The sequence below is a fragment of the Marinomonas spartinae genome (assembly GCF_900089775.1).
In the GTDB taxonomy this organism is placed as follows: domain Bacteria; phylum Pseudomonadota; class Gammaproteobacteria; order Pseudomonadales; family Marinomonadaceae; genus Marinomonas; species Marinomonas spartinae.
In genome coordinates this window covers 1-20,908 of sequence record NZ_FLOB01000001.1, presented here as the reverse complement: position 1 = coordinate 20,908, position 20,908 = coordinate 1, and the positions used below count along the sequence as shown (strand labels likewise).

Annotated in this window: 15 protein-coding genes, 1 tRNA gene, 1 rRNA gene and 1 riboswitch; of the genes, 15 read left to right on the top strand and 2 right to left on the bottom strand. The window is 45.2% G+C overall.

Annotated features, from left to right (window positions below):
* Window positions 1–75 precede the first annotated feature (75 nt).
* Complete coding sequence (locus MSP8886_RS00085) at window positions 76–807, bottom strand: 16S rRNA (uracil(1498)-N(3))-methyltransferase (RefSeq protein ID WP_067011485.1); 732 nt, start codon at window positions 805–807, stop codon at window positions 76–78.
* A gap of 101 nt (window positions 808–908) precedes the next feature.
* Window positions 909–2,072 (bottom strand): methionine adenosyltransferase, encoded by a 1,164-nt coding sequence (metK, locus tag MSP8886_RS00080; RefSeq protein ID WP_067011483.1) that lies wholly within the window; start codon window positions 2,070–2,072, stop codon window positions 909–911.
* 78 nt (window positions 2,073–2,150) lie between these two features.
* A riboswitch (SAM riboswitch) is annotated at window positions 2,151–2,226 on the bottom strand.
* Window positions 2,227–2,444: 218 nt separating this feature from the next.
* Here metK and tkt point away from each other — a divergent pair.
* The 15 genes from tkt to MSP8886_RS00005 all read left to right on the top strand — a co-directional run.
* Complete coding sequence (gene tkt, locus MSP8886_RS00075; RefSeq protein ID WP_067011481.1) at window positions 2,445–4,436, top strand: transketolase; 1,992 nt, start codon at window positions 2,445–2,447, stop codon at window positions 4,434–4,436.
* Window positions 4,437–4,551: 115 nt separating this feature from the next.
* Window positions 4,552–5,571, top strand: coding sequence for a type I glyceraldehyde-3-phosphate dehydrogenase (locus tag MSP8886_RS00070; protein WP_067011479.1), 1,020 nt, complete (start codon window positions 4,552–4,554; stop codon window positions 5,569–5,571).
* A 51-nt stretch (window positions 5,572–5,622) separates the two neighbouring features.
* Window positions 5,623–6,786 carry a phosphoglycerate kinase gene (locus tag MSP8886_RS00065; protein ID WP_067011477.1) on the top strand — a complete coding sequence of 388 codons (1,164 nt, stop codon included), beginning with the start codon at window positions 5,623–5,625 and terminating at the stop codon, window positions 6,784–6,786.
* Between the two features lie 304 nt (window positions 6,787–7,090).
* Window positions 7,091–8,158 carry a class II fructose-bisphosphate aldolase gene (fba, locus tag MSP8886_RS00060; protein ID WP_067011475.1) on the top strand — a complete coding sequence of 356 codons (1,068 nt, stop codon included), beginning with the start codon at window positions 7,091–7,093 and terminating at the stop codon, window positions 8,156–8,158.
* Between the two features lie 160 nt (window positions 8,159–8,318).
* Window positions 8,319–8,403 (top strand) — tRNA-Leu (locus MSP8886_RS00055).
* A 224-nt stretch (window positions 8,404–8,627) separates the two neighbouring features.
* Window positions 8,628–9,779, top strand: a complete 1,152-nt coding sequence (locus MSP8886_RS00050; RefSeq protein WP_067011473.1) for a type 1 periplasmic-binding domain-containing protein — start codon at window positions 8,628–8,630, stop codon at window positions 9,777–9,779.
* Window positions 9,773–12,361 carry a LuxQ periplasmic sensor domain-containing protein gene (locus MSP8886_RS00045; protein ID WP_067011471.1) on the top strand — a complete coding sequence of 863 codons (2,589 nt, stop codon included), beginning with the start codon at window positions 9,773–9,775 and terminating at the stop codon, window positions 12,359–12,361. Before MSP8886_RS00050 ends, MSP8886_RS00045 begins: the two co-directional genes overlap by 7 nt.
* Window positions 12,354–13,049 carry a 5'-methylthioadenosine/S-adenosylhomocysteine nucleosidase gene (gene mtnN, locus MSP8886_RS00040; RefSeq protein ID WP_067011469.1) on the top strand — a complete coding sequence of 232 codons (696 nt, stop codon included), beginning with the start codon at window positions 12,354–12,356 and terminating at the stop codon, window positions 13,047–13,049. The genes MSP8886_RS00045 and mtnN overlap by 8 nt, the downstream gene beginning before the upstream one ends.
* Window positions 13,050–13,174: 125 nt before the next feature.
* Window positions 13,175–14,272 carry a tRNA (uridine(54)-C5)-methyltransferase TrmA gene (gene trmA / locus MSP8886_RS00035; protein ID WP_067011467.1) on the top strand — a complete coding sequence of 366 codons (1,098 nt, stop codon included), beginning with the start codon at window positions 13,175–13,177 and terminating at the stop codon, window positions 14,270–14,272.
* Between the two features lie 222 nt (window positions 14,273–14,494).
* Entirely contained in the window at window positions 14,495–15,724 is a 1,230-nt protein-coding gene (serA, locus tag MSP8886_RS00030; protein WP_067011466.1) for a phosphoglycerate dehydrogenase, read from the top strand.
* Window positions 15,725–15,989: 265 nt separating this feature from the next.
* The gene (locus MSP8886_RS00025; protein ID WP_067011464.1) at window positions 15,990–17,099 is read left to right on the top strand and encodes an extracellular solute-binding protein; all 1,110 of its coding nucleotides are present in this window, start codon (window positions 15,990–15,992) and stop codon (window positions 17,097–17,099) included.
* An 86-nt stretch (window positions 17,100–17,185) separates the two neighbouring features.
* A complete protein-coding gene (locus MSP8886_RS00020) occupies window positions 17,186–18,265 on the top strand; it encodes an ABC transporter ATP-binding protein (RefSeq protein WP_067011462.1) in 1,080 nt (359 codons plus the stop codon).
* Window positions 18,258–19,145, top strand: coding sequence for an ABC transporter permease (locus MSP8886_RS00015; protein WP_067011460.1), 888 nt, complete (start codon window positions 18,258–18,260; stop codon window positions 19,143–19,145). Before MSP8886_RS00020 ends, MSP8886_RS00015 begins: the two co-directional genes overlap by 8 nt.
* A complete protein-coding gene (locus tag MSP8886_RS00010) occupies window positions 19,142–19,939 on the top strand; it encodes an ABC transporter permease (protein WP_067011457.1) in 798 nt (265 codons plus the stop codon). Before MSP8886_RS00015 ends, MSP8886_RS00010 begins: the two co-directional genes overlap by 4 nt.
* Before the next feature lie 460 nt (window positions 19,940–20,399).
* Window positions 20,400–20,908: ribosomal RNA gene (locus MSP8886_RS00005) — 16S ribosomal RNA — on the top strand; the annotation flags it as partial.

Sequence of the window (20,908 nt, the reverse complement as noted above, 5' to 3'; positions counted from 1 at the left end):
TGTTGACACTGTGTACAGCAATGAACAATTCATGCATGATTACATTTGGCTTTTTTTTGTTATTTAGCGTTAAGCCTAGATATCGCCCCAAAGTAGATTGATGGCAGTGAGTGCAACAATCGGAGCGGTTTCGGTTCGTAGGACTCGAGGCCCCAAGGATATCGCACTAAAGCCCTGATTTTTAGAATTTTTTACCTCATCCTCAGTGAGGCCTCCCTCAGGGCCAATGAGAAGGGCGACGGCGTTATTATCGGGCTTTTTGAACTCTGTTATGGGCTTTGCGCTGTAGTGATGCAATGTTAATTTTAACATTTCGTTACAATTTGCAATCCATTCTGTGAGTTTTACAGGAGGATGGATGGTTGGAACGACCCCTCGGCCGCATTGCTCTGCAGCGCTTATGGCGACTTGTTGCCAGTGGTTTTGGCGCTTTTCAGCTCTGCTATCATCCAGCTTCACTTCACAACGCTCACTAAACAAAGGTTGAATCTCATATACACCAGACTCGACGGCTTTTTGAATTGCATAGTCCATGCGTTCACCACGAGAGAGAGTTTGTCCTAGTGTGACTTTTATTGGGGATTCGTTGTTTAGTGGTTCAAATTCGCCAATGGCCACATTGGCAGAACGTTTTTCCACATCGCATAAGGTGCCATGATATTGGCCTCCTTTGCCATTAAAAAGGCGCATTGGATGGCCATTTTTCAAACGCAGTACTTTGCAGACATGTTGAAAAGAAGCATCAGGTAAAGTGATGAGGGTGTTTTCAGTTAGTTCAATATCGACAAATATTCGTGGAATGCGCATCTCTTGTCCTATGCAAAATACAGGAGAGTGGTAGAAATCAAAAAAGCCCTTTTCAACCTATATAAAGTCGAAAAGGGCTTTTATAAAGGCAACCCTTTAGATTATAAACCTGCTGAACGGCGTAGTGCGTCAGCTTTATCGGTTTTTTCCCAAGTAAAGTTCTCACCTTCGCGGCCAAAGTGACCGTAAGCCGCTGTTGGTAAATAAATAGGGCGTTTTAGGTCAAGCATCTTGATCAAGCCTGCTGGGCGTAATTCAAAATGTTCGCGAACAAGTTGAGAGATCATCTCGTCGCTCACCTTACCTGTACCAAAAGTATTGATACTAATCGAAGTCGGTTCCGCGACACCAATGGCATACGAGATTTGAATTTCACACTTATCTGCAAGACCTGCTGCCACGATGTTTTTCGCTACATAGCGACCTGCGTAGGCAGCAGAACGGTCCACTTTGGATGGGTCTTTACCAGAAAAAGCACCACCACCGTGGCGGGCCATACCGCCGTAGGTATCAACGATGATCTTACGACCCGTTAGGCCGCAGTCACCCACTGGACCGCCAATGATGAATTGACCTGTTGGGTTGATGAAGTACTTGGTGTCTTTGGAGAGCCATTCTTCAGGAAGAACTGGTTTGATGATTTCTTCCATGACCGCTTCACGCAAGTCGGCTTGTTTAATAGCTGCGCTGTGTTGTGTGGAAAGTACTACGGCATCAATAGCACATGGTTTGCCATTTTCATCATAACGGAAGGTGACTTGGCTTTTGGCATCTGGACGTAAGAAGTCTAATGTGCCGTTTTTACGAACGTCTGCTTGGCGTTGTACTAAACGGTGTGCATAAGTTATGGGGGCAGGCATGAGTACGTCGGTCTCGTTGGTAGCAAAGCCGAACATCAAGCCCTGATCACCTGCTCCTTGCTCTTTTTCGCTGGCTTCATCTACACCGACAGCGATGTCGACGGATTGTTTGCCAATGGCATTCATGACAGCACAAGATTCCCAGTCGAATCCCATATCGGAGCTGTTATAGCCGATTTCGCGGATAACTCCTCGGGCGATTTCTTCGATATCGACCCACGCGTTAGTGCGAATTTCACCCGCCACTAAGACCATGCCTGTTTTGACTAGGGTTTCGCAAGCAACACGTGCTTCGGTGTCCTTTTCTAGAATGGCATCTAGAATAGCGTCGGAGACTTGGTCTGCAATTTTGTCTGGATGGCCTTCCGAAACGGACTCGGAAGTAAATAAAGAATATTCTGACATGTTCAGTGCCTCTATCAATAATGATGGATAAGCGCCAAACAGGCATAAAAAAACCCGCTTAGCAAAGTAAGGTAGCTAAACAGGTGATATTGCTTCTGTTTAGCTGATTTTATATAGCGTCCGCAAGCCGAAACAAATCGACGCTTATTAAGTGCGTTAAATGATCGACCATCTTTGGTGAAATATCAAGTCACAGCGGTCAGTTTTAGGGGTAAATAGCATTCTTTTTTGCTAGGATGGTCTTAACTTAGTGCTGTTTCATCTTCTTTGCTCAATCTTAGTGCGCAATGTCAGTGAGAAGATTGCAAGGCTGAGTCATAGCATGGAAAATAGATTTTTATCGTTCGTTCAGTGATCAGGAGTGGAATAATAATGCCGTCTCGTAAAGAACTTGCTAACGCCATACGCGCTTTGAGTATGGATGCTGTACAGAAAGCCAAATCAGGTCATCCTGGAGCGCCAATGGGTATGGCAGATATTGCGGAGGTGCTATGGAACGACTTTCTAAAGCACAATCCGAATAATTCTAAATGGGTAGATCGTGACCGTTTTATTCTCTCTAATGGCCATGGCTCTATGTTGATTTATTCTCTCCTCCATTTGTCTGGCTATAAACTGCCAATGGAAGAGCTGAAGCAATTTCGCCAACTGCACTCTAAAACCCCTGGTCACCCAGAGTATGGCTACACAGATGGTGTTGAAACAACAACAGGCCCATTAGGTGCAGGTATTAGTAATGCTGTCGGCATGGCTATTGCGGAAAAAACGCTTGCGGCTCAGTTTAACCGAGAAGGGCACACTGTTGTTGATCATAATACGTATTGCTTTATGGGCGATGGCTGCATGATGGAAGGTATTTCTCACGAAGCATGCTCTCTAGCTGGTACTTTGGGTCTTGGTAAATTAGTAGCTTTCTGGGACAACAATGGTATTTCTATTGATGGTGAAGTCGAAGGCTGGTTTTCTGATGATACGCCAAAACGCTTTGAAGCTTATGGTTGGCATGTTATCGCCGATGTGGATGGTCATAATCCTGAGGCCATCAAAGCGGCCATTGAAGCCGCCAAAGCGGAAACAAGCAAACCAACATTGATTTGTTGCAAAACCATCATTGGTTTTGGCTCTCCAAACAAATCGGGTAGCCACGATTGTCATGGCGCCCCATTGGGTGATGATGAAATTGCGGCGGCACGTGAATTCCTTGGTTGGAAATACGCCCCGTTTGAGATTCCAGCAGATGTCTACAAAGGTTGGGATGCCAAAGAAGCCGGTGCAGCACGTGAAGAAGCGTGGGCAAAACAGTTTGACGCATACAAAGCGGCTTACCCAGAACTGGCTGCAGAATTTGAGCGTCGTGTAATTAAAGGCGAACTACCGGCGGACTTTAGCGAAAAAGCGGATGCTTTTATCAAGGCGTCTCAGGAAAAAGGCGAAAACATTGCGAGCCGTAAAGCTTCACAAAATGCGATTGGCGCCTTCGGTGCAATTTTGCCTGAATTGCTTGGTGGATCTGCAGACTTGGCGGGTTCTAACTTGACGCTTTGGTCTGGCTCAAAGGGCATCCAAGATGACCCAGCGGGTAACTACATATACTACGGTGTTCGTGAATTCGGTATGAGTGGCATCATGAACGGTGCGTCTTTGCACGGTGGTTTTATCAACTATGGTGCGACCTTCCTGATGTTTATGGAATACGCCCGTAATGCGGTGCGCATGTCGGCCTTGATGGGCATTCAGAATATCTTTGTTTATACCCATGATTCGATTGGACAAGGGGAAGATGGCCCAACTCACCAAGCGGTTGAGCAATTGGCGAATCTGCGTACCACGCCAAACATGTCTGTATGGCGTCCAGCGGATGCAGCCGAAACGGCCGTTGCTTGGAAAGCGGCGATTGAACGTCGTGATGGCCCAACGTCTCTTGTTTTCTCTCGTCAAGGTTTGCCTGCACAAGCTCGTAACGATGAGCAATTAGCTAATGTGGCGAAAGGCGGTTACGTACTACTAGATTGCACTGGCACACCAGACTTGATCCTAATCGCAACCGGTTCAGAAGTGGGATTGGCGATGGATGCGGCGAAAGTGTTGACCGAAAAAGGCAAAAACGTTCGAGTGGTCTCTATGCCATCGACAACGGTATTTGATGAGCAAGATGCCGCTTACAAAGAGTCTGTATTGCCTCGGGCTGTGACCAAACGTATTGCCATTGAAGCGGCCCACAAAGACTTCTGGTTCAAATATGTTGGTTTTGAGGGCGACATGGTGGCGATGACCACTTTTGGTGAGTCTGCTCCGGGAGCGGATGTCTTGAACTACTTTGGGTTTACGGTTGAGAATGTCGTTGCTACGGCGGATAAACTGTAACTGACTAAAGTAATCCGTCTAAAAAGACAGGCAAATGATTTGCCTGTCTTTTTAGTTTCTCTTCTTTTTTATAAAAGAATGCGCTTTGCGTTCTTCGTGGTGATGAAGTAAGGCTATGTTGCGAATCGCAATTAATGGTTACGGCAGAATTGGACGTTCTGTGTTACGTGCTTTGTATGAAAATGGTCATCGTGATCATTTTCACGTCGTAGCAATCAATGAATTGTCTGATATCGACACGATGAGTTATCTGACTCGTTATGATACGACCCATGGCCGCTTCCCTAGGCCTGTTAATGTTGAAGGGAATTGTTTGATAATAGGCGATGACAGCATTCAGTGTTTTTCCTGTGTAGAACCGAATGATTTGAATTGGGCCGAGTTAAATGTGGATATGGTGTTGGAGTGTTCCGGCAGCTTTTCCGAGCGTGAGCGGGCGCAAGCGTATCTGGATGCAGGTATCCCAAGATTGTTGATGTCGCAACCGGCAGCAGCAGATATGGATGCGACCATTGTTTATGGATTTAATCAAGCCGACATTCGCACGGATCACACAATTGTTTCCGCGGCGTCTTGTACAACGAATTGCTTGATTCCTATTTTGGATACGCTGTCGACGTTTGCCGGTGTGGAGCATGGTGTTACACAAACGATCCATTCCGCCATGAATGACCAGCCAGTGATCGATAGCTATCATACAAAAGATTTGCGTCTTACTCGCGCCGCACTGAGTTCTATAATTCCTGTGGACACAGGGTTGTCGCGTGGTATTTCTCGCCTAATGCCTGAGTTAGAAGGCAAAATTGGCTGCAACGCAGTACGCGTTCCGACGTTGAACGTATCTGTGATTGATTTAGTTATTCGTACGCAAAGAAATGTCACAAAAAATGAAATTAACCAAGCTTTACAAGAGGCTGCGACCTTAAAATACTTGGGTTTGATGGGCTTTACCCAAGAACCCCATGCGTCTGTCGACTTTAATCACGATCCGCGCTCTGTCATTATCGATGGAACACAGACCCAGGTGATTGATGGCCGGATGGTGAAGTTACTTTGTTGGTTTGATAATGAATGGGGCTATGCCAACCGGATGTTGGATGTAGCTAAGCATTGGGCTGATTTAATCAGTCACTAGACGATTGTATTGATACATACATCGGACCGTTATAAGACGAGGATAGTGTGCATGACCGTAATTAAGATGAAAGAGCTGGATCTGGCAGATAAACGTGTGCTGATTCGTGAAGATCTAAATGTACCTGTTAAAGGTGGAAAAGTAACGAGTGATGCTCGTATTCGTGCTGCCTTGCCAACTCTTAAACTAGCGCTGGAAGCTGGGGCAAAGGTGATGGTAATGTCGCATTTGGGTAGACCAACCGAAGGGGAATACGAAGCGGACTATTCTTTGCAACCTGTGGCGAGTCACTTATCGGTTTTACTAGGAAAGAACGTTCCCTTAGTGAAAGACTGGTTGGGTGGTGTCGAGGTGGAAGCAGGCCAACTGGTTTTACTTGAAAACGTGCGTTTTAATAAAGGCGAAAGCAGCGATGATGAAACGCTAGCCCAAAATATGGCGGCTTTGTGTGATGTGTTTGTTATGGACGCATTTGGTACGGCTCACCGCGCCCAAGCCTCGACTCATGGGGTGGCGAAATTTGCTCCCATTGCCTGTGCGGGACCTTTACTATCAGCAGAGTTGGAAGCCTTAGAAAAAGCCTTGGCAACGCCTGCTCACCCAATGGCTGCGATTGTTGGTGGCTCTAAAGTATCGACGAAATTAACGGTACTGGAATCCTTGTCTGAAAAAGTAGATCAATTAATCGTCGGTGGTGGTATTGCAAATACCTTCCTAGCCGCTGCGGGCTTACCTGTAGGTAAGTCATTATATGAAGAAGATTTGATCCCACAAGCGAAAGCGTTAATGGCAAAGACTAATATTCCATTGCCAGAGGATGTTGTGGTGGCCACTGAGTTTTCTGCGAATGCGGAAGCGACCATCAAAGATGCCAAAGATGTGGGACCTGATGATATGATTTTGGATATCGGCCCCAAAGCCTCTGCCGCTTTTGCAGCCTTACTTGAGGACTCACAAACCATTATTTGGAATGGGCCTGTCGGTGTCTTCGAATTTGACCAGTTTGGTAGCGGCACCAAAGCGCTAGCGATGGCTATTGCTAAGAGTAAGGGGTTCTCTATCGCTGGCGGCGGTGACACACTAGCGGCGGTCGATAAATATGATATCACAGACCATGTGTCTTATATTTCAACTGGCGGTGGTGCTTTTCTAGAGTTTGTTGAAGGAAAAGTACTGCCAGCGGTTGCTATGTTAGAGACTCGTGCGCAAAATTGAGTTAAGAGGGTGACGGAAGATTACCCCATATTATAATGGCTTAAGCCAATCACGCTGACCGTGTTGACTTGTATTGATGAATTGTTTGTCATTGCAGTGTGTCAATAATGAGTCAGCGGATATAAAACTAGAGAGTGACCTCTTGGTGTTAGCTCTATTAGACCGTACACTAGGAATGACAATAAATGATAAGGCGTAAGCCACATGAGTGTTTAGCACTTATGAATTAATAAACTTGAGTGAAATACCATAGCTCCGTCTTCTATGAAAATCATAGAAGACTTCATTGTCAGAGGAAACTTTTATGCCTTTAATTAGTATGCGTCAACTGTTAGATCATGCTGCCGAGCACAGCTACGGCTTACCTGCTTTTAATGTGAACAACATGGAGCAAGTGAAAGCCATCATGGAAGCAGCGGACGAAGTCAATTCTCCTGTTATTATGCAAGCTTCTGCGGGGGCGCGTAAGTATGCAGGATCCCATTTTTTACGTCATCTAATCGCGGCTGCTATAGAAGACTACCCACACATTCCTGTTGTTATGCACCAGGACCACGGTACGTCCCCCGCGATTTGCCAGCGTTCCATTCAGCTTGGCTTTTCATCTGTGATGATGGATGGCTCTCTAATGGCCGATGGTAAAACACCAGCCAATTACGATTACAATGTGGATGTCACGCGTCGTACAGTGGAGTTTGCTCACGCCTGTGGTGTGTCAGTGGAAGGGGAACTGGGCTGTTTAGGCTCTTTGGAGACGGGCCAAGCAGGTGAAGAGGATGGTGTGGGAGCGGAAGGCACCCTAGATCACTCTCAGATGTTGACAGACCCAGATGAAGCGCTTGAATTTGTGGAAGCAACAGGCATTGACGCCCTTGCTGTTGCGATCGGCACCAGCCATGGCGCATACAAATTTACTCGCCCACCCACTGGCGATATCTTAGACATTGAGCGAATCGCTACCATTGTGGAGCGTTTACCTAACACTCATATTGTATTGCACGGCTCTTCATCGGTGCCACAGGATTGGCTATCGATTATTAATGAATTTGGTGGTGACATTCCAGAAACGTATGGTGTGCCTGTTGAAGAAATTGTCAAAGCCATTCGTTATGGTGTGCGCAAAGTGAACATTGATACCGACTTGCGTTTGGCCGCGACTGGGGCCATTCGCCGCAGCCTTGCTGAACACAAGGGGAATTTCGATCCGCGTAAATACTTAACCGAAAGCATTAAAGCAATGAAGGCGGTTTGTATTGATCGTTATGAAGCGTTTGGCAGTGCAGGTCAAGCATCACGTATTCATACAATTGATCTTGAGGAAATGGCGATTCGTTATGAGCGTGGTGAATACTTGAATGGCCGTACCTTTTAATCCTTGCCCCTATCCTGTGGTTAAGTGTTAAAAGCATGGACGCTTTTGTGTTTTATGGTGCAATAGAAGAGAAAACGTTTTATTTTTTCGTTTTTTTGCAAAAATTGAAAAAAAAGTGTTGACCAAAAAAATGAGTTCCCTATAATGCTCGCCATTCCTTGCGGGAGTGGTGGAATTGGTAGACACGCTGGATTTAGGTTCCAGTGCTTCACGGCGTGAGAGTTCGAGTCTCTCCTTCCGCACCAAATTTAAAAAAGCTGACTTTATGTCAGCTTTTTTTATGTCTAAAATTTACTCATCGAGTATTGTCCTTCGGTTTTCTCTTTCATTTACTTGTGTTGCTGTGTGATACAGCTTATCTTTTTGGTTTGTTTAATAAAAAGACGTTTGTACGTGTTAACTTTATTTCTCATCATCGTGCAACGACGTCTATAGATTGCTTCTGTCCGAAGTGCCAGCGGATATCATCATGCGACGACTGTTTTGTATTAAGCTTTTCGCCCTTTTGCTTTTAGGCGTATGTTCGTCCGCTCAGGCGATGAATGTGCTGCCCTATGTTATGAGTAGCCAGGATTTTTATCGTGCTTGGCCAGATCAGCGTCCTTTAAGCGAGCAGCTTTCTGCTGTTGTTAACTCCCCTGCAGATCCAATTAATATGAGACAGGTTTCTCCAGTACGAGTCTCATTTTTGCTGTCTGGAAAGGCCTCATCCATTGAAAACAAATCCTTATTGCTCAGTTTTAAACGGCGTATGAAAGAACTGGGTATCGCCTATCAAATTACTATTTATGATCACCTTCAGAGTCTTAAGGTAGCGAATCCCTTTGAATTGATTAAAAAAGAAAAACCTAATTATTTGGTCGCTACCGATTTGAATGTGATGCAAAGTCATGTGGTTGAGAGAGTGTTGCAACAAGGTAAGATAAAGGTGATCTTTTTTAACTTATCGACGCCACTGAAAAACTGGAAATATCAGCCACCATTTATGTATGTGGGTTTTAACCAGTTGAAAACCGTGCAAACACTGGCGAGCTATTTAGATCGACAGTTACCGAAGAATACGAAACTGGCCGCTTTGGTGTTGCCGTCCGGCTATTTGAATGATTTACGCTGCAATGGATTTTTGGATGCGATGGCAAGTCGTAATCGTCATATTGGTGATGTGCAAGCGGTGGCGAATAATGAGGAGGCTGCTTATGTGGCGGCCAGGCGAATATTGAGAAAGACCCCAAATGCGTTTATTTTTAGTTGCACCCAGTCTATTTCTAATGGGGTAGTAAGAGCGATCAAGACGTACCATAACAGCCATCCCCATCAAGTTAAGAGCAAGGCAGAGAGAGTGTCAGAGGAAGGTGGATTGCCTTCGGCACAGACCAATAGCTGGGGCTTGTCTGTGCATGAAGTGGATCATCTGATCAATGGGCCAGTAATGGTGAGCAGTTTGTTTATGTGGGATGACCTTGCTATTGCGGTTGCCGAAGGGATAAAGGGGAGTATGGAAGGAAAAGCAGAACCCATGTTGTATGTTGGTAGAACAATGATCATGTCGCCAGAGCAAGACTCCACTAGTTTGCATCTGATGCTTCAACAGGCCTATCGGTACTCGGCGGTGATATGGTAAACGCGACAATGAGCCTTGAGCGTCGTGCTTTTTATCGCATACTGGCGCTATTTTTATTCGCCTTCGCAGTGGCATCTGCTGCCTCGTTTATTGCTTTTGACGCACGAGAAAAAAATGAGCTTCAATCCAGCCTAGTACTAAAAAAACAGATAGTTGAAGAAACCTTTGAGTCGTATTTAAGTCGTGCTGAACATGAGATGAATTTTATCAGCCAAGATCTGTTACTTGGAAATTATGTTCCTTCAAAAGCTCTTGATATGTTGTTTGGGCATCATGATTTATTATTTTTTGGTGGGCTGGATTTTTTCTATATTGATTGGGAAAATCGTCCGCCTGCGGTTGATCCCAGGGCACGCTTGTACACCAAGGATGATATCGCCCCCTTGCTGCGTCAGGGGAAAATCAACCGTTGGGTAAAAGTGACCTCTAAAGATGGCGCCATCTTTTTGCTTTATAAGAAAAAATTGGTGGGTAAAGGGGGAGTTAATGTCGGTTATTTGTACGGTTTTGTGTCATTAAATGAAAATTTGACGTTAGCCAGTAAGCTACTAGACGCGGCGAAAGTCGATATGGTATTGATAAAAGATGCCTCTACTGGCGCTATTCTTCTCAAAGAAAAGCGCAATTCGTTGGACGTCTCAGATAATAGTGTGCAATTCACTAGCGCGTTTTCTTCTTCTGTTTACGATAGTCATTTCGAATTAGAGGTTGTGAGCAAGTCCGTTATATCTTTCCGTTCCCTTTATCACTGGGGGCAATTTGTTTTTTGGCTCTTTATTGGCTTGACCATTCTTTTTGCTTTATTGGCGATGTTAGTTCGTCGTTTAGTGTTTTCGCCTCTGGCGTTTGTAGTAGGGCGAACGAGTGAGGAGTTTTTGCCATTTTCTGAGTTGCAGCCATTACAGGCACAAGGCGACCAGTATCGTCAATTTTTGCAGGCCAAAGAGCGGCGCTTTCAATTATTGCTCGATTCGACTAACAATGCAGTGATTTTCTGTAATGAGGTGGCATGCGTCGATGCGATGAATAAAGAAGCAAAGCGACTTTTCCCCAATAACCATCACTCTCGCAGTGTGTTTGATTTTACGCCAATTTCTGTTCATCAGGCGATTCAAGATGCTTTGAAGGGAGAGGTTGGTGTGAGTTTTGAATTAACATTGCCCCATTTGAATGTGATTTATCATTGGTGTGCTTATTCCTTCACCAATGAGAATGGCTTTAGAAGTTTATTGCTTGTGGGACGTGACATGACCAATGAAAAACGTCTTTCGTGGCAACTTGAACAATTAAGACCATCGACTTTGCAACTGCATCGTCACATAGATATTGAGGTCTTGTTAAAGGAGCTAAGTCTATTATCTCGTTGGCCTGATAATATTTCCAGCCAATATTTTCGTGGCTGGTTAGCCACTTTGTTGGAGTTGCTTGATGATCTCAAATCAGAAGAGGCCCAAATCGAAGACTTGCCTATTGGTGAATTACTTGCCCGTGAGAGTGAGTGGCTGACATCGCGCTTAGGGGTGGCTCCCTATGATGTGCGAATAGATTGTCCAGTGGGCGTCGGCTCCATGGTCGTTTCGTGCGATATAAATCTAAGAAACTTGTTGAGAGTCTTGCTTGTGCTGGTGACCTCAAATGATGCATCAGAGCGCCAATTATCGCTTCGATCAGATGTTGAATTGGAAATGGTGGTTATCAGCGAGGCCGAGTTAAGACCATTTTGGCATTGGATGATCAATGCTCTATTGCAGCCACTAGCAGGTCGTCAACGTCAATTACGCAATAATGCTTTTAAAGTGGAGTTGCCTTTGGCGATAAAAGGCACTGAGCCTGGGAATGAGAAAGAGAGCTTTACGGTGGCTTGGGTATGGAATGATTATCTTGAGACAGAACGCATCAAAGACAGTTTAGAGCGGTTAGGTGGACAGGTAGAAAGCTATTCCTCAACGGATGCCTTTTTTATGCAGGCAAGCTCGGTGACTTTATTTGATGTGGTCATCATTGGCAGTGATCATGATGTACAAGCGCCTCTTCATATGATTAAAGCTTTGAAAGGGCAACAGGATCGGGAGGAGCTGCCGATTATATGGCTAAGTACGCAGTCAAATGACCTTCTCGAATACGGTGTGCTGGGGTTATCTGGTTGTGTGTTCGATTACTGTTTACAGAAGGTGATTGCTAACGCCCGTCAGTATGAGGGCATTATTCCCATGCATATGGGAGGGCGCAAAAGAGCCTGGATTGTGGTGGGAGGAAGCCGTGTCGCTAAGGCCATTTGGTATACCGAGCTTGAGCGTTTGTCTATTTCATCTCAGTGGTTGGCTGGACTGGAAGAGTTTGAGGCGATTTTCCCCTATCATTCTGACGCGGTTGTGGTGTTGTTGGAGCCGCAACTCAAGGGGTTATTAACGTCTGTTGGGCAACGTTTTCCAAGTATACGTTTTTATGCCGTACAAAATTGGCCTGATATGGTGGATAATGTGCACTTTTATGAAATGCAGCTTCCTTATACTGGGGAGCAGATTTGCGCATTGAGAGACTATGTACAAAGTACAACGGATTTAGGAGCAGAGAATGAGTAAGGTGATTGGTCTAATTGGTGCGATGGATGAAGAAGTCTCCGTTATTAAGGCGTGGATGACTGGCGTGGAAAAGCAAAGTATCGCGGGTTGTGATTTTTATACTGGACAGTTTGAAGGTCAGAGTGTTGTGTTGCTTCAGTCCGGCATTGGTAAGGTTAACGCCTCAGTCTCTACGACGTTATTACTATCACAGTTCGCACCAGAGTATGTGATCAATATTGGCTCAGCGGGTGGTTTTGACCCTGAGTTAAGTGTGGGTGATGTGGTGATTTCCGATCATGTTGTGCATCATGATGTGGATGTGACTGCATTTGGCTATGCTATGGGACAGGTGCCTAGTATGCCAGCAACCTATGCCTCTGATTCGGCTCTTATCGAAAAGGCCAGCACAGCAGTGGCAGCAGTGGACCGAGTCAAAGCCAAAGTTGGTTTAATTGGTACGGGTGACAGCTTTATGAACGACCCTATTCGAGTAGAAGCTGTACGTGCGATGTTCCCAACGATGATCGCCGCAGAGATGGAAGCGGCTGCAGTGGCACAAGTTTGCTTTAAATTTTCGACGCCATTTGTGGTTGTGCGCTCTTTATCGGACATTGCAGGTAAGGAGTCTCCTCAAAGTTTTGATGAATACCTGAAAGTGGCAGCAGAGAACTCCTCTTTAATGATTCAGCAAATGCTAAAAGCCTAAAGGATTGGTGGACGTGGTGAGGTATACTGCGTCTAGCCTTTGAGTCGGATTAGATTTGTCGCACTGGAACTCGTATAATGCCGCCCCTAAAGTGGGGTGTTTCCTTTGTTTAAAGAGTATGAGTCATGAGACCGGATCAAATCCAACCAGAATTGTATGAACAACAGCTAGGTGACAAGCAAGCTGAATTGACCCGTTTAATGGCTGATTTATCGTTGCCAGCGTTAGAAGTATTTGCCAGTGAACCTGCTTATTACCGAATGCGAGCGGAGTTTCGTATTTGGCATGATGGGGATGATTTATTTTATGCTATGTTTGATTCGGCGGATCCCAGAACACCGATTCGGACGGATCAATTTCTTGCCGCTTCGCGTCTGATCAATGAGCTCATGCCCAAGCTGATTGACGCGGTGCGCGATGTGCCTATTTTACGTCATAAATTATTCCAGGTAGATTTTCTAACCACCACCACTGGTGAAGCATTGATCAGCCTTTTGTATCATAAACCGATTGATGATGAGTGGAATGCGGCGGCGCGTTTAATGAGTGACGCCTTTCCATCTTGTCATTTTATTGGCCGCAGCCGAAAGAAAAAGCAGATTCTAACTCGTGATTTTGTCATGGAAACCTTGACGGTGAATGGCCATAAATACCATTACCAGCAAGTAGAAAACAGCTTTACTCAGCCTAATGCCGGTATCAATGAGCAGATGCTTGCCTGGGCACTGGATGTCACCAAAGATACCTCTGGTGACCTGCTTGAAATGTACTGTGGTAATGGAAACTTTTCGATTCCATTGGCGCGTCATTTTGACCGTGTCGTGGCGACGGAAATTTCCAAAGTCTCGGTTCAGTCCGCTCAGTTAAATATCGCGCTGAATGGACTGAATAACCTACAAGTCGTGAAAATGGCCAGTGAAGATGTTTCTGCCGCCCTCAATGGTGATGTGGCTTTGCCAAAAGCCTTAGTACAGGCTGGTATGGAGGTTTTAAATCCATCTGTTGTGCTGGTGGATCCGCCTCGTGCAGGATTAGACGATGCCACAGTGGAACTGGTACGGAAGGTGGATTGTATCTTATACATTTCTTGCAACCCAGAAACCCTAAAAGCCAACTTGGAAGCGCTATCTTCAACGCATAAGGTAGTGCGTTATGCCATGTTTGACCAGTTTCCTTATACTCACCATGTGGAAACAGGTGTGTTTTTAGAGCGCATTGGGTAACAAAAAAGGGAGCACTTGCTCCCTTTTTTGATCTCTCTTGCTAATAAAAGCCATGATTTGCATTGCCTCAATGCGCTGTTTAAGTAAAAACGATCTTTTATATGAGTTTCATTCCTAACATAATGAAAGACATTCCAGTATCTTGAATACGACAGATAATGTTCTGTGTTAACATATCGGCGTGAATTTTCCCCCCACATTAATAGAGAAGTCGAACGAGCCATGAGTAACACCTCACTAGACAAAGACAAAATTAAAATCCTGTTATTAGAAGGCGTTCATCAATCTGCATTAGATGCCTTGCATGCCGCTGGTTATACCAACATTGAGTACCATAAAACTGCCCTGGCGGAAGACGATTTGATCGATAAAATTTCCGAAGCACACTTTATTGGTTTGCGTTCGCGTACTCAGTTGACTGAAAAAGTGCTGTCCCACGCCAATAAGTTGGTGGCAATCGGCTGTTTCTGTATTGGTACAAACCAAGTGAACTTAGACGCAGCAAGTGAAAAAGGTATCGTTGTATTTAACGCCCCATTTTCCAATACGCGCAGTGTGGCTGAACTAGTGATTGGTCAGTTGATTTTGTTGTTGCGTGGTATTCCTGCGAAGAATGCAGCTTGTCATCGTGGTGGCTGGATGAAATCTGCTGTAGGTTCTTTCGAAACTCGTGGCAAACGATTAGGGATTATTGGGTATGGTAGCATTGGTACCCAGCTAAGTGTCTTGGCAGAATCCTTAGGTATGGACGTGTGTTTTTATGACATCGTGACCAAGTTGCCTTTAGGTAATGCCCAACAAGTTAAGAGCTTGAAAGAGTTATTGTCTAGTTGTGACATCATTAGCTTGCATGTGCCTGAGACTGCTTCCACGAAGATGATGATCGGTGCTAAAGAAGTATCGCAGATGAAAAAAGGGGCGATATTTATCAATGCCTCTCGTGGTACGGTAGCGGATTTGGATGCCGTTGCTGGCGCACTTAAGGCGGGTGATTTGAGTGGCGCGGCGGTGGATGTTTTCCCAGTCGAGCCAAAAAGTAATAACGAAGAGTTTGTGTCACCACTACGTGGTTTGGATAACGTTATTCTAACCCCTCATATTGGTGGTAGTACCATGGAGGCGCAAGAGAATATTGGGGTTGAAGTGGCTGAGAAGTTGATCCAGTACTCTGATGTTGGGACAACGATTGCGTCTGTTAACTTCCCTGAAGTGGCGTTGCCATCACAAGCGGATAATCATCGCATTTTGCATGTTCACCATAACCGTCCTGGTGTGTTGTCTAAGATTAATGCGATCTTCTCTGATAACAATATTAATATCACAGGCCAGTATTTGCGTACCACTGAGACATTGGGTTACATGGTTATGGATGTGTCTTCCGATGCAGGTGAGCTAGCCCTTGAGAAGCTGAAAGATGTTGAAGGGACCATTAAAGCGCGTGTTTTATTCTAAACAGAGCGTTAGAACGATCGAAAAAAAACCAGCCTCGTGCTGGTTTTTTTTCGTCCTTTGTCTGTTGTTATGCTCTGGTTCAAGTGGGGCGGTGGTGAAATGTGAATTTAAACTGACATAAATTTGTCATTTTTCTGTAGTATGGTATGTTTATTGAACACTCGTTTAATAAAAAAAGTGTTTTATTAGCGTCTCTTGGTCAAAAAGGCGTTTGAAGTGTCTCTGTTCCACGAGACCACATAAATCATCTTAAAGGAGTTCTAGAATGACTCTCTCTCGTCGTCAGTTTATAAAAGGTGCCTCCGTTGTTGGAGCTGTGGCAACCTCCCCTTTTATGATCAATCGTGCTGTGGCTGCCAGTAAAGAATTACGGATCTATGCTTGGGCAGGTTATATCACAGATGAAATGCTAAAAGATTTTAAAGAAAAAACAGGAATCAATGCGACTTTCACTCCTTATGGTACCAACGATGAATTGATGAATTCATTGCGAGCGACCGATGGTACAGGCTTCGATATCATCATGCCGACGGTAGACCGTGTGCCTGGCTATGTTGCTTACGATCTCGTTCAGCCCCTAGACAAAACGCGCATAAAGTGGGATGGCTGTTTAGACAGCGCCATTTCTGGCTCCAAAGTCGGTGGGGTTGTCAAAGGTGAACGCTATTTTGCTCCGTCAGACTGGGGAACAGAAGCCATTGCTTACAATAAGAAGGAAGCAACGGTCAGTAAAGAGTTGAGCTATGGTGACTTATGGTTACCTGAGAATGCGGGTGGTGTCACTGTTCGTGCCCATTCAGCTTTGGTGGGCATTGGCTTGTGGTTGGAAAAGCAAGGTAAGCTACCTTTCCCTCTGTTAGATTCTTATAAAACAGAAAAAGCCATGCGTGCTAACTTCGATGTGATTTTGAAAACCGCAGTGAAATACAAAGGCTCCATTGCTCAGTTCTGGTCAACTGAAAATGAGGCACAAGGTGCCTTTCGAACCAATGGTGCCATCATTGGGCAAACTTGGGACAGCACGGCCTTCAAATTACAATCGGAAGGTGAGCCCATTGTCTATCGTGCACCAAAAGAAGGAGCACTGGCATGGATGGAAGGCTTTGTTGTTCCTAAAAATGCCAATAATGTGGACTCAGTGTATGAGTTCATTAACTGGTATTACACACCAGAAGCGGGTGCCATGTTTGTCAAAGCGACAGGCTATAACTCCACTGCGAAGGGAGCCGAAGCGCTGCTGCCTCAAGCAACGAAAGATTTCTTCAATACCTCTTATACCAAAGAAGATTTGGCAAACCTTTGGTGGTGGCCAATTCAAGAGCCTTGGTACGTGGCGTTGCGTAACGAGTATCAAGACCGTTACTTATCTGCCTAATCCTTATTGAAAAAATCCCTCGTGGCGTTCAGCTTCGAGGGATTTTTTAATGAAACGAATTATTATTAAAAATTGAGAGAGGTAGTATGGACAGCAGTGTTCATCTAGATAACGTCGTGATGCAGTTTGGTGAGTTTACTGCAATTCAAAAAACGGATTTACAGATTGAGTCAGGGGAGTTTTTCAGTTTTCTTGGACCGTCTGGTTGTGGCAAAACCACCATCTTAAACATGATTAGTGGCTTTTTAGAGCCAACCCACGGTGATGTGAAGATTGGCGGCCAAAGTATGCGTGGTGTGCCAGCTAATAAACGTCCTACCTCGATGATTTTCCAGAACCTAGCTCTGTTCCCATTGATGACGGTTGCGGAAAATATTGAGTTTGGCTTAGAAGTGCGTGGCGTTTCTAAAGCAGAGCGCAAAAAAGCATCAGACCGATTGCTGGAACTGGTGGCTTTGGATGGCAGCGGTTCTAAAAAGGTGACGGAACTGTCTGGCGGACAACGTCAACGTATTGCGATTGCGCGAGCCTTGGCCGTTGAGCCTAGGGTGTTACTGCTTGATGAGCCCCTATCAGCATTAGATTTAAAGTTACGTCAGCATATGCGTGCAGAGCTGAAAGACATTCAGCGTAAGACAGGCATCACCTTTATATACATTACCCATGATCAAGGTGAAGCGTTAACCATGTCGGATCGTGTTGGTGTTATGTCAGCAGGGCGACTGCAACAAGTGGCCGATCCTATTACCTTATACCGCGACCCCCACACCTCCTTTGTCGCTTCCTTTGTCGGCGAGAATAATGGCATAGAAGGTAAGGTGCTGAGTTTAAATAACGGCATGGCGGAAATGGACTGTGGTCAGTTAGGGCGTTTACAAGGACGAGTACACAACACAGTCAAGGCGGGAGATCAAGCAACGCTTTTTATTCGCCCAGAGCATTTTCGTCTGCAAGCGGAAGACAATATGCTGACTATTCCAAGTAAGATTGAAGAGGTGAACTTCGAGGGCGCTTATTTAACGCTAAACGCGAATACAGCCGCTACTAAATTGGCCATTCAGCTGGGTGCCCATCAGTTTTCGGAGTCTCTGGTGGCTGGAGCGGATATATCCTTGTCCTATAAAGTTGAGGATGCCATCATTTTAGGAGCCGCAGAGTATGTTTAACCAACTTAAAGCCCGATTTGGTAGTGGGTTGGCGGTCGGTGTCATTGGCATGATCGCCATTTGGATCATTGCTATGGTGGTGCTACCTCAACTGTTAATGGTGGACTATTCCTTTCGTCCTAATTTGCTTCCTGCAGACATTGGGGGGCCGAAAGATGTGTACTCTTTGGTCAACTATCAGACCTTGTTCACCAATAAGATCCACTTGGAAATTTTCTTTAAGACCATTTGGTCGAGTGTGTTGGTGACTGGACTGACATTAATCGTCAGTTATCCCATTGCGTTTTATTTGGCAAAAGTCGCTACCCCCCAAAAAGCCGCATTATGCTTGGTTTTGTTGATCATTCCATTCTGGATCAATGAAATTCTACGGACTTTTGCTTGGTACATTATCTTAGCTTACAAAGGACCATTGAATGCCTTGCTTCTTTGGCTTGGTTTTATCCACCGCCCCATTCGCTTTTTATCCGGTGATGGTGGGGTGCTGATTGGTATGGTGTACGCTTATATTTTGTTTATGATTTTTCCAATTTATAACGCCATTGAGAGTTTGGACACCAATCAGATTAAAGCCGCGCGTAATTTGGGGGCTGGCTGGATTCGTACCCATTGGCGAGTGGTCATCCCTCATGCTAAACCCGGTATTGCCACTGGCTGTATTATGACCTTTATGTTGGCCGCAGGCAGTTACGCAGTGCCTTCAATATTGGGCTCTCCAGGCAGTCGCTGGTTCACGCAGATTATTTATAATTGGTTTTTTGAAGGAGGTGATTGGAATCAGGGAGCAGCATACGCTTTCTTGTTGCTTGTTATCTGCATCGGTTTTATCGCTTTGGTTATGCGTGTCTTTAAGGTTGGCTTGGGGGACATTGCAAAATGAAATCAGAAACCATCATGCGATGGGGTGTGCGCTTTTACATAGGTGTCTTCTTTTTATATTTATTCACTCCACTGATTATCATGGGTTTAGCGACCTTTAATAATAGTCGCTTTCCAACGGTTTCCCCATGGAGTGGGTTCACTTTGAAGTGGTTTAGTGCCTTGGCACAAGACGACAATATGTGGCATGCCTTGTGGATCAGTCTTATTGTCGCTGTGGGAGTGTTGCTTGTCGCCGTGCCTATAGGTATCTGTTGTGCCTTATTTCTTTCTACGGTGCATGGCAAAGGCAAAACCCTCGTTTATTCCATTATGATGTCGCCACTATTAACACCAGGGGTGATTATTGGTATTTCTACTTTGATTTTCTGGCAGCGTTTTCATGTAACGGGTGGGATTGTATTGACCGTTATCGCGCAGACGACCTTTATTGCGGCTTATGTCATGTTAATGGTGCTAGCTCGATTGCAGCGATTTGACCGAACCTTGGAAAATGCGGCATTGAGTCTAGGGGCGACACAGTGGCAAGCGTTTCGTCGCATATTGTTACCTTATTTGAAGCCAGCCATTATTTCGGCAGCGGGTATCGCTTTCTTGCAGTCCTTTGAGAACTACAATACCACCTTGTTTGTTAAGGGGTACGATACGACTTTAACTGTGTACATCGCTTCAAAAGTACGTACAGGGCTCACGCCTGCGGTGAATGCGTTGGGATTGGTAATGATTTCGATTACCGTGATCTTAGCCATCGTGTATGAAATTAAGCGCCGCCGAGAGCAATCAACACGCTCTTAGTCATTGCTTGAGAAACTTATGCGTAAAAGCCTATTTTTTGTACGAAAGACAGGCTTTTTTCTTGCTTTGATTAAAAATTGATCTATTTTTGCGTTTAAAACATATGAATATAATTAAATTATAAAAAACATCAAAAAAGGGTTGCAGAAAATCTGTGAATCCTTAATATACGCCCTCGCTGACACGGACAGCGCTTCACACTGAGTGAGGACGAGGTTCGAAAAAAACGTTAGCAACGCTCTTTAAAATAGATAATCAGATAATTTGTGTGGGCGCTCGCTGAGACCTTCAGAAGATCGACAGGGCTTTGCTTAGTTTACTGAGTAGGGCACTGAGCGATCAAAAAAATTGAAGTCTTACGAGAGTCAAACACGTCAATTCGCTTTATGTTGATTTGTTGTTTTAGATGATGAATCGATTAAGTTATTGTTAGTGTAAGAATTTGAGTGAGCAAACTTTTAAACTGAAGAGTTTGATCATGGCTCAGATTGAACGCTGGCGGCAGGCTTAACACATGCAAGTCGAGCGGTAACAGGGGAGCTTGCTCCTGCTGACGAGCGGCGGACGGGTGAGTAACGCGTAGGAATCTGCCTAGTAGAGGGGGACAACATGTGGAAACGCATGCTAATACCGCATACGCCTTTAGGGGGAAAGGAGGGGATCACTTGTGACCTTCCGCTATTAGATGAGCCTGCGTAAGATTAGCTAGTTGGTGGGGTAAAGGCCTACCAAGGCGACGATCTTTAGCTGGTCTGAGAGGATGACCAGCCACACTGGGACTGAGACACGGCCCAGACTCCTACGGGAGGCAGCAGTGGGGAATATTGGACAATGGGGGGAACCCTGATCCAGCCATGCCGCGTGTGTGAAGAAGGCCTTAGGGTTGTAAAGCACTTTCAGGAGTGAGGAAGGGTGCTTGGTTAATACCCAAGTATTTTGACGTTAGCTCCAGAAGAAGCACCGGCTAAC

Excerpts from the sequence above, each read along its gene's own strand:
- mtnN (WP_067011469.1), top strand. The coding sequence starts at position 12,354 with ATGAGTAAGGTGATTGGTCTAATTGGTGCGATGGATGAAGAAGTCTCC.
- trmA (WP_067011467.1), top strand. The coding sequence starts at position 13,175 with ATGAGACCGGATCAAATCCAACCAGAATTGTATGAACAACAGCTAGGT.
- MSP8886_RS00085 (WP_067011485.1), bottom strand. The coding sequence starts at position 807 with ATGCGCATTCCACGAATATTTGTCGATATTGAACTAACTGAAAACACC.
- MSP8886_RS00070 (WP_067011479.1), top strand. The coding sequence starts at position 4,552 with ATGTTGCGAATCGCAATTAATGGTTACGGCAGAATTGGACGTTCTGTG.
- tkt (WP_067011481.1), top strand. The coding sequence starts at position 2,445 with ATGCCGTCTCGTAAAGAACTTGCTAACGCCATACGCGCTTTGAGTATG.
- MSP8886_RS00010 (WP_067011457.1), top strand. The coding sequence starts at position 19,142 with ATGAAATCAGAAACCATCATGCGATGGGGTGTGCGCTTTTACATAGGT.
- MSP8886_RS00015 (WP_067011460.1), top strand. The coding sequence starts at position 18,258 with ATGTTTAACCAACTTAAAGCCCGATTTGGTAGTGGGTTGGCGGTCGGT.
- MSP8886_RS00020 (WP_067011462.1), top strand. The coding sequence starts at position 17,186 with ATGGACAGCAGTGTTCATCTAGATAACGTCGTGATGCAGTTTGGTGAG.
- MSP8886_RS00065 (WP_067011477.1), top strand. The coding sequence starts at position 5,623 with ATGACCGTAATTAAGATGAAAGAGCTGGATCTGGCAGATAAACGTGTG.
- fba (WP_067011475.1), top strand. The coding sequence starts at position 7,091 with ATGCCTTTAATTAGTATGCGTCAACTGTTAGATCATGCTGCCGAGCAC.
- serA (WP_067011466.1), top strand. The coding sequence starts at position 14,495 with ATGAGTAACACCTCACTAGACAAAGACAAAATTAAAATCCTGTTATTA.
- MSP8886_RS00045 (WP_067011471.1), top strand. The coding sequence starts at position 9,773 with ATGGTAAACGCGACAATGAGCCTTGAGCGTCGTGCTTTTTATCGCATA.
- metK (WP_067011483.1), bottom strand. The coding sequence starts at position 2,072 with ATGTCAGAATATTCTTTATTTACTTCCGAGTCCGTTTCGGAAGGCCAT.
- MSP8886_RS00050 (WP_067011473.1), top strand. The coding sequence starts at position 8,628 with ATGCGACGACTGTTTTGTATTAAGCTTTTCGCCCTTTTGCTTTTAGGC.
- MSP8886_RS00025 (WP_067011464.1), top strand. The coding sequence starts at position 15,990 with ATGACTCTCTCTCGTCGTCAGTTTATAAAAGGTGCCTCCGTTGTTGGA.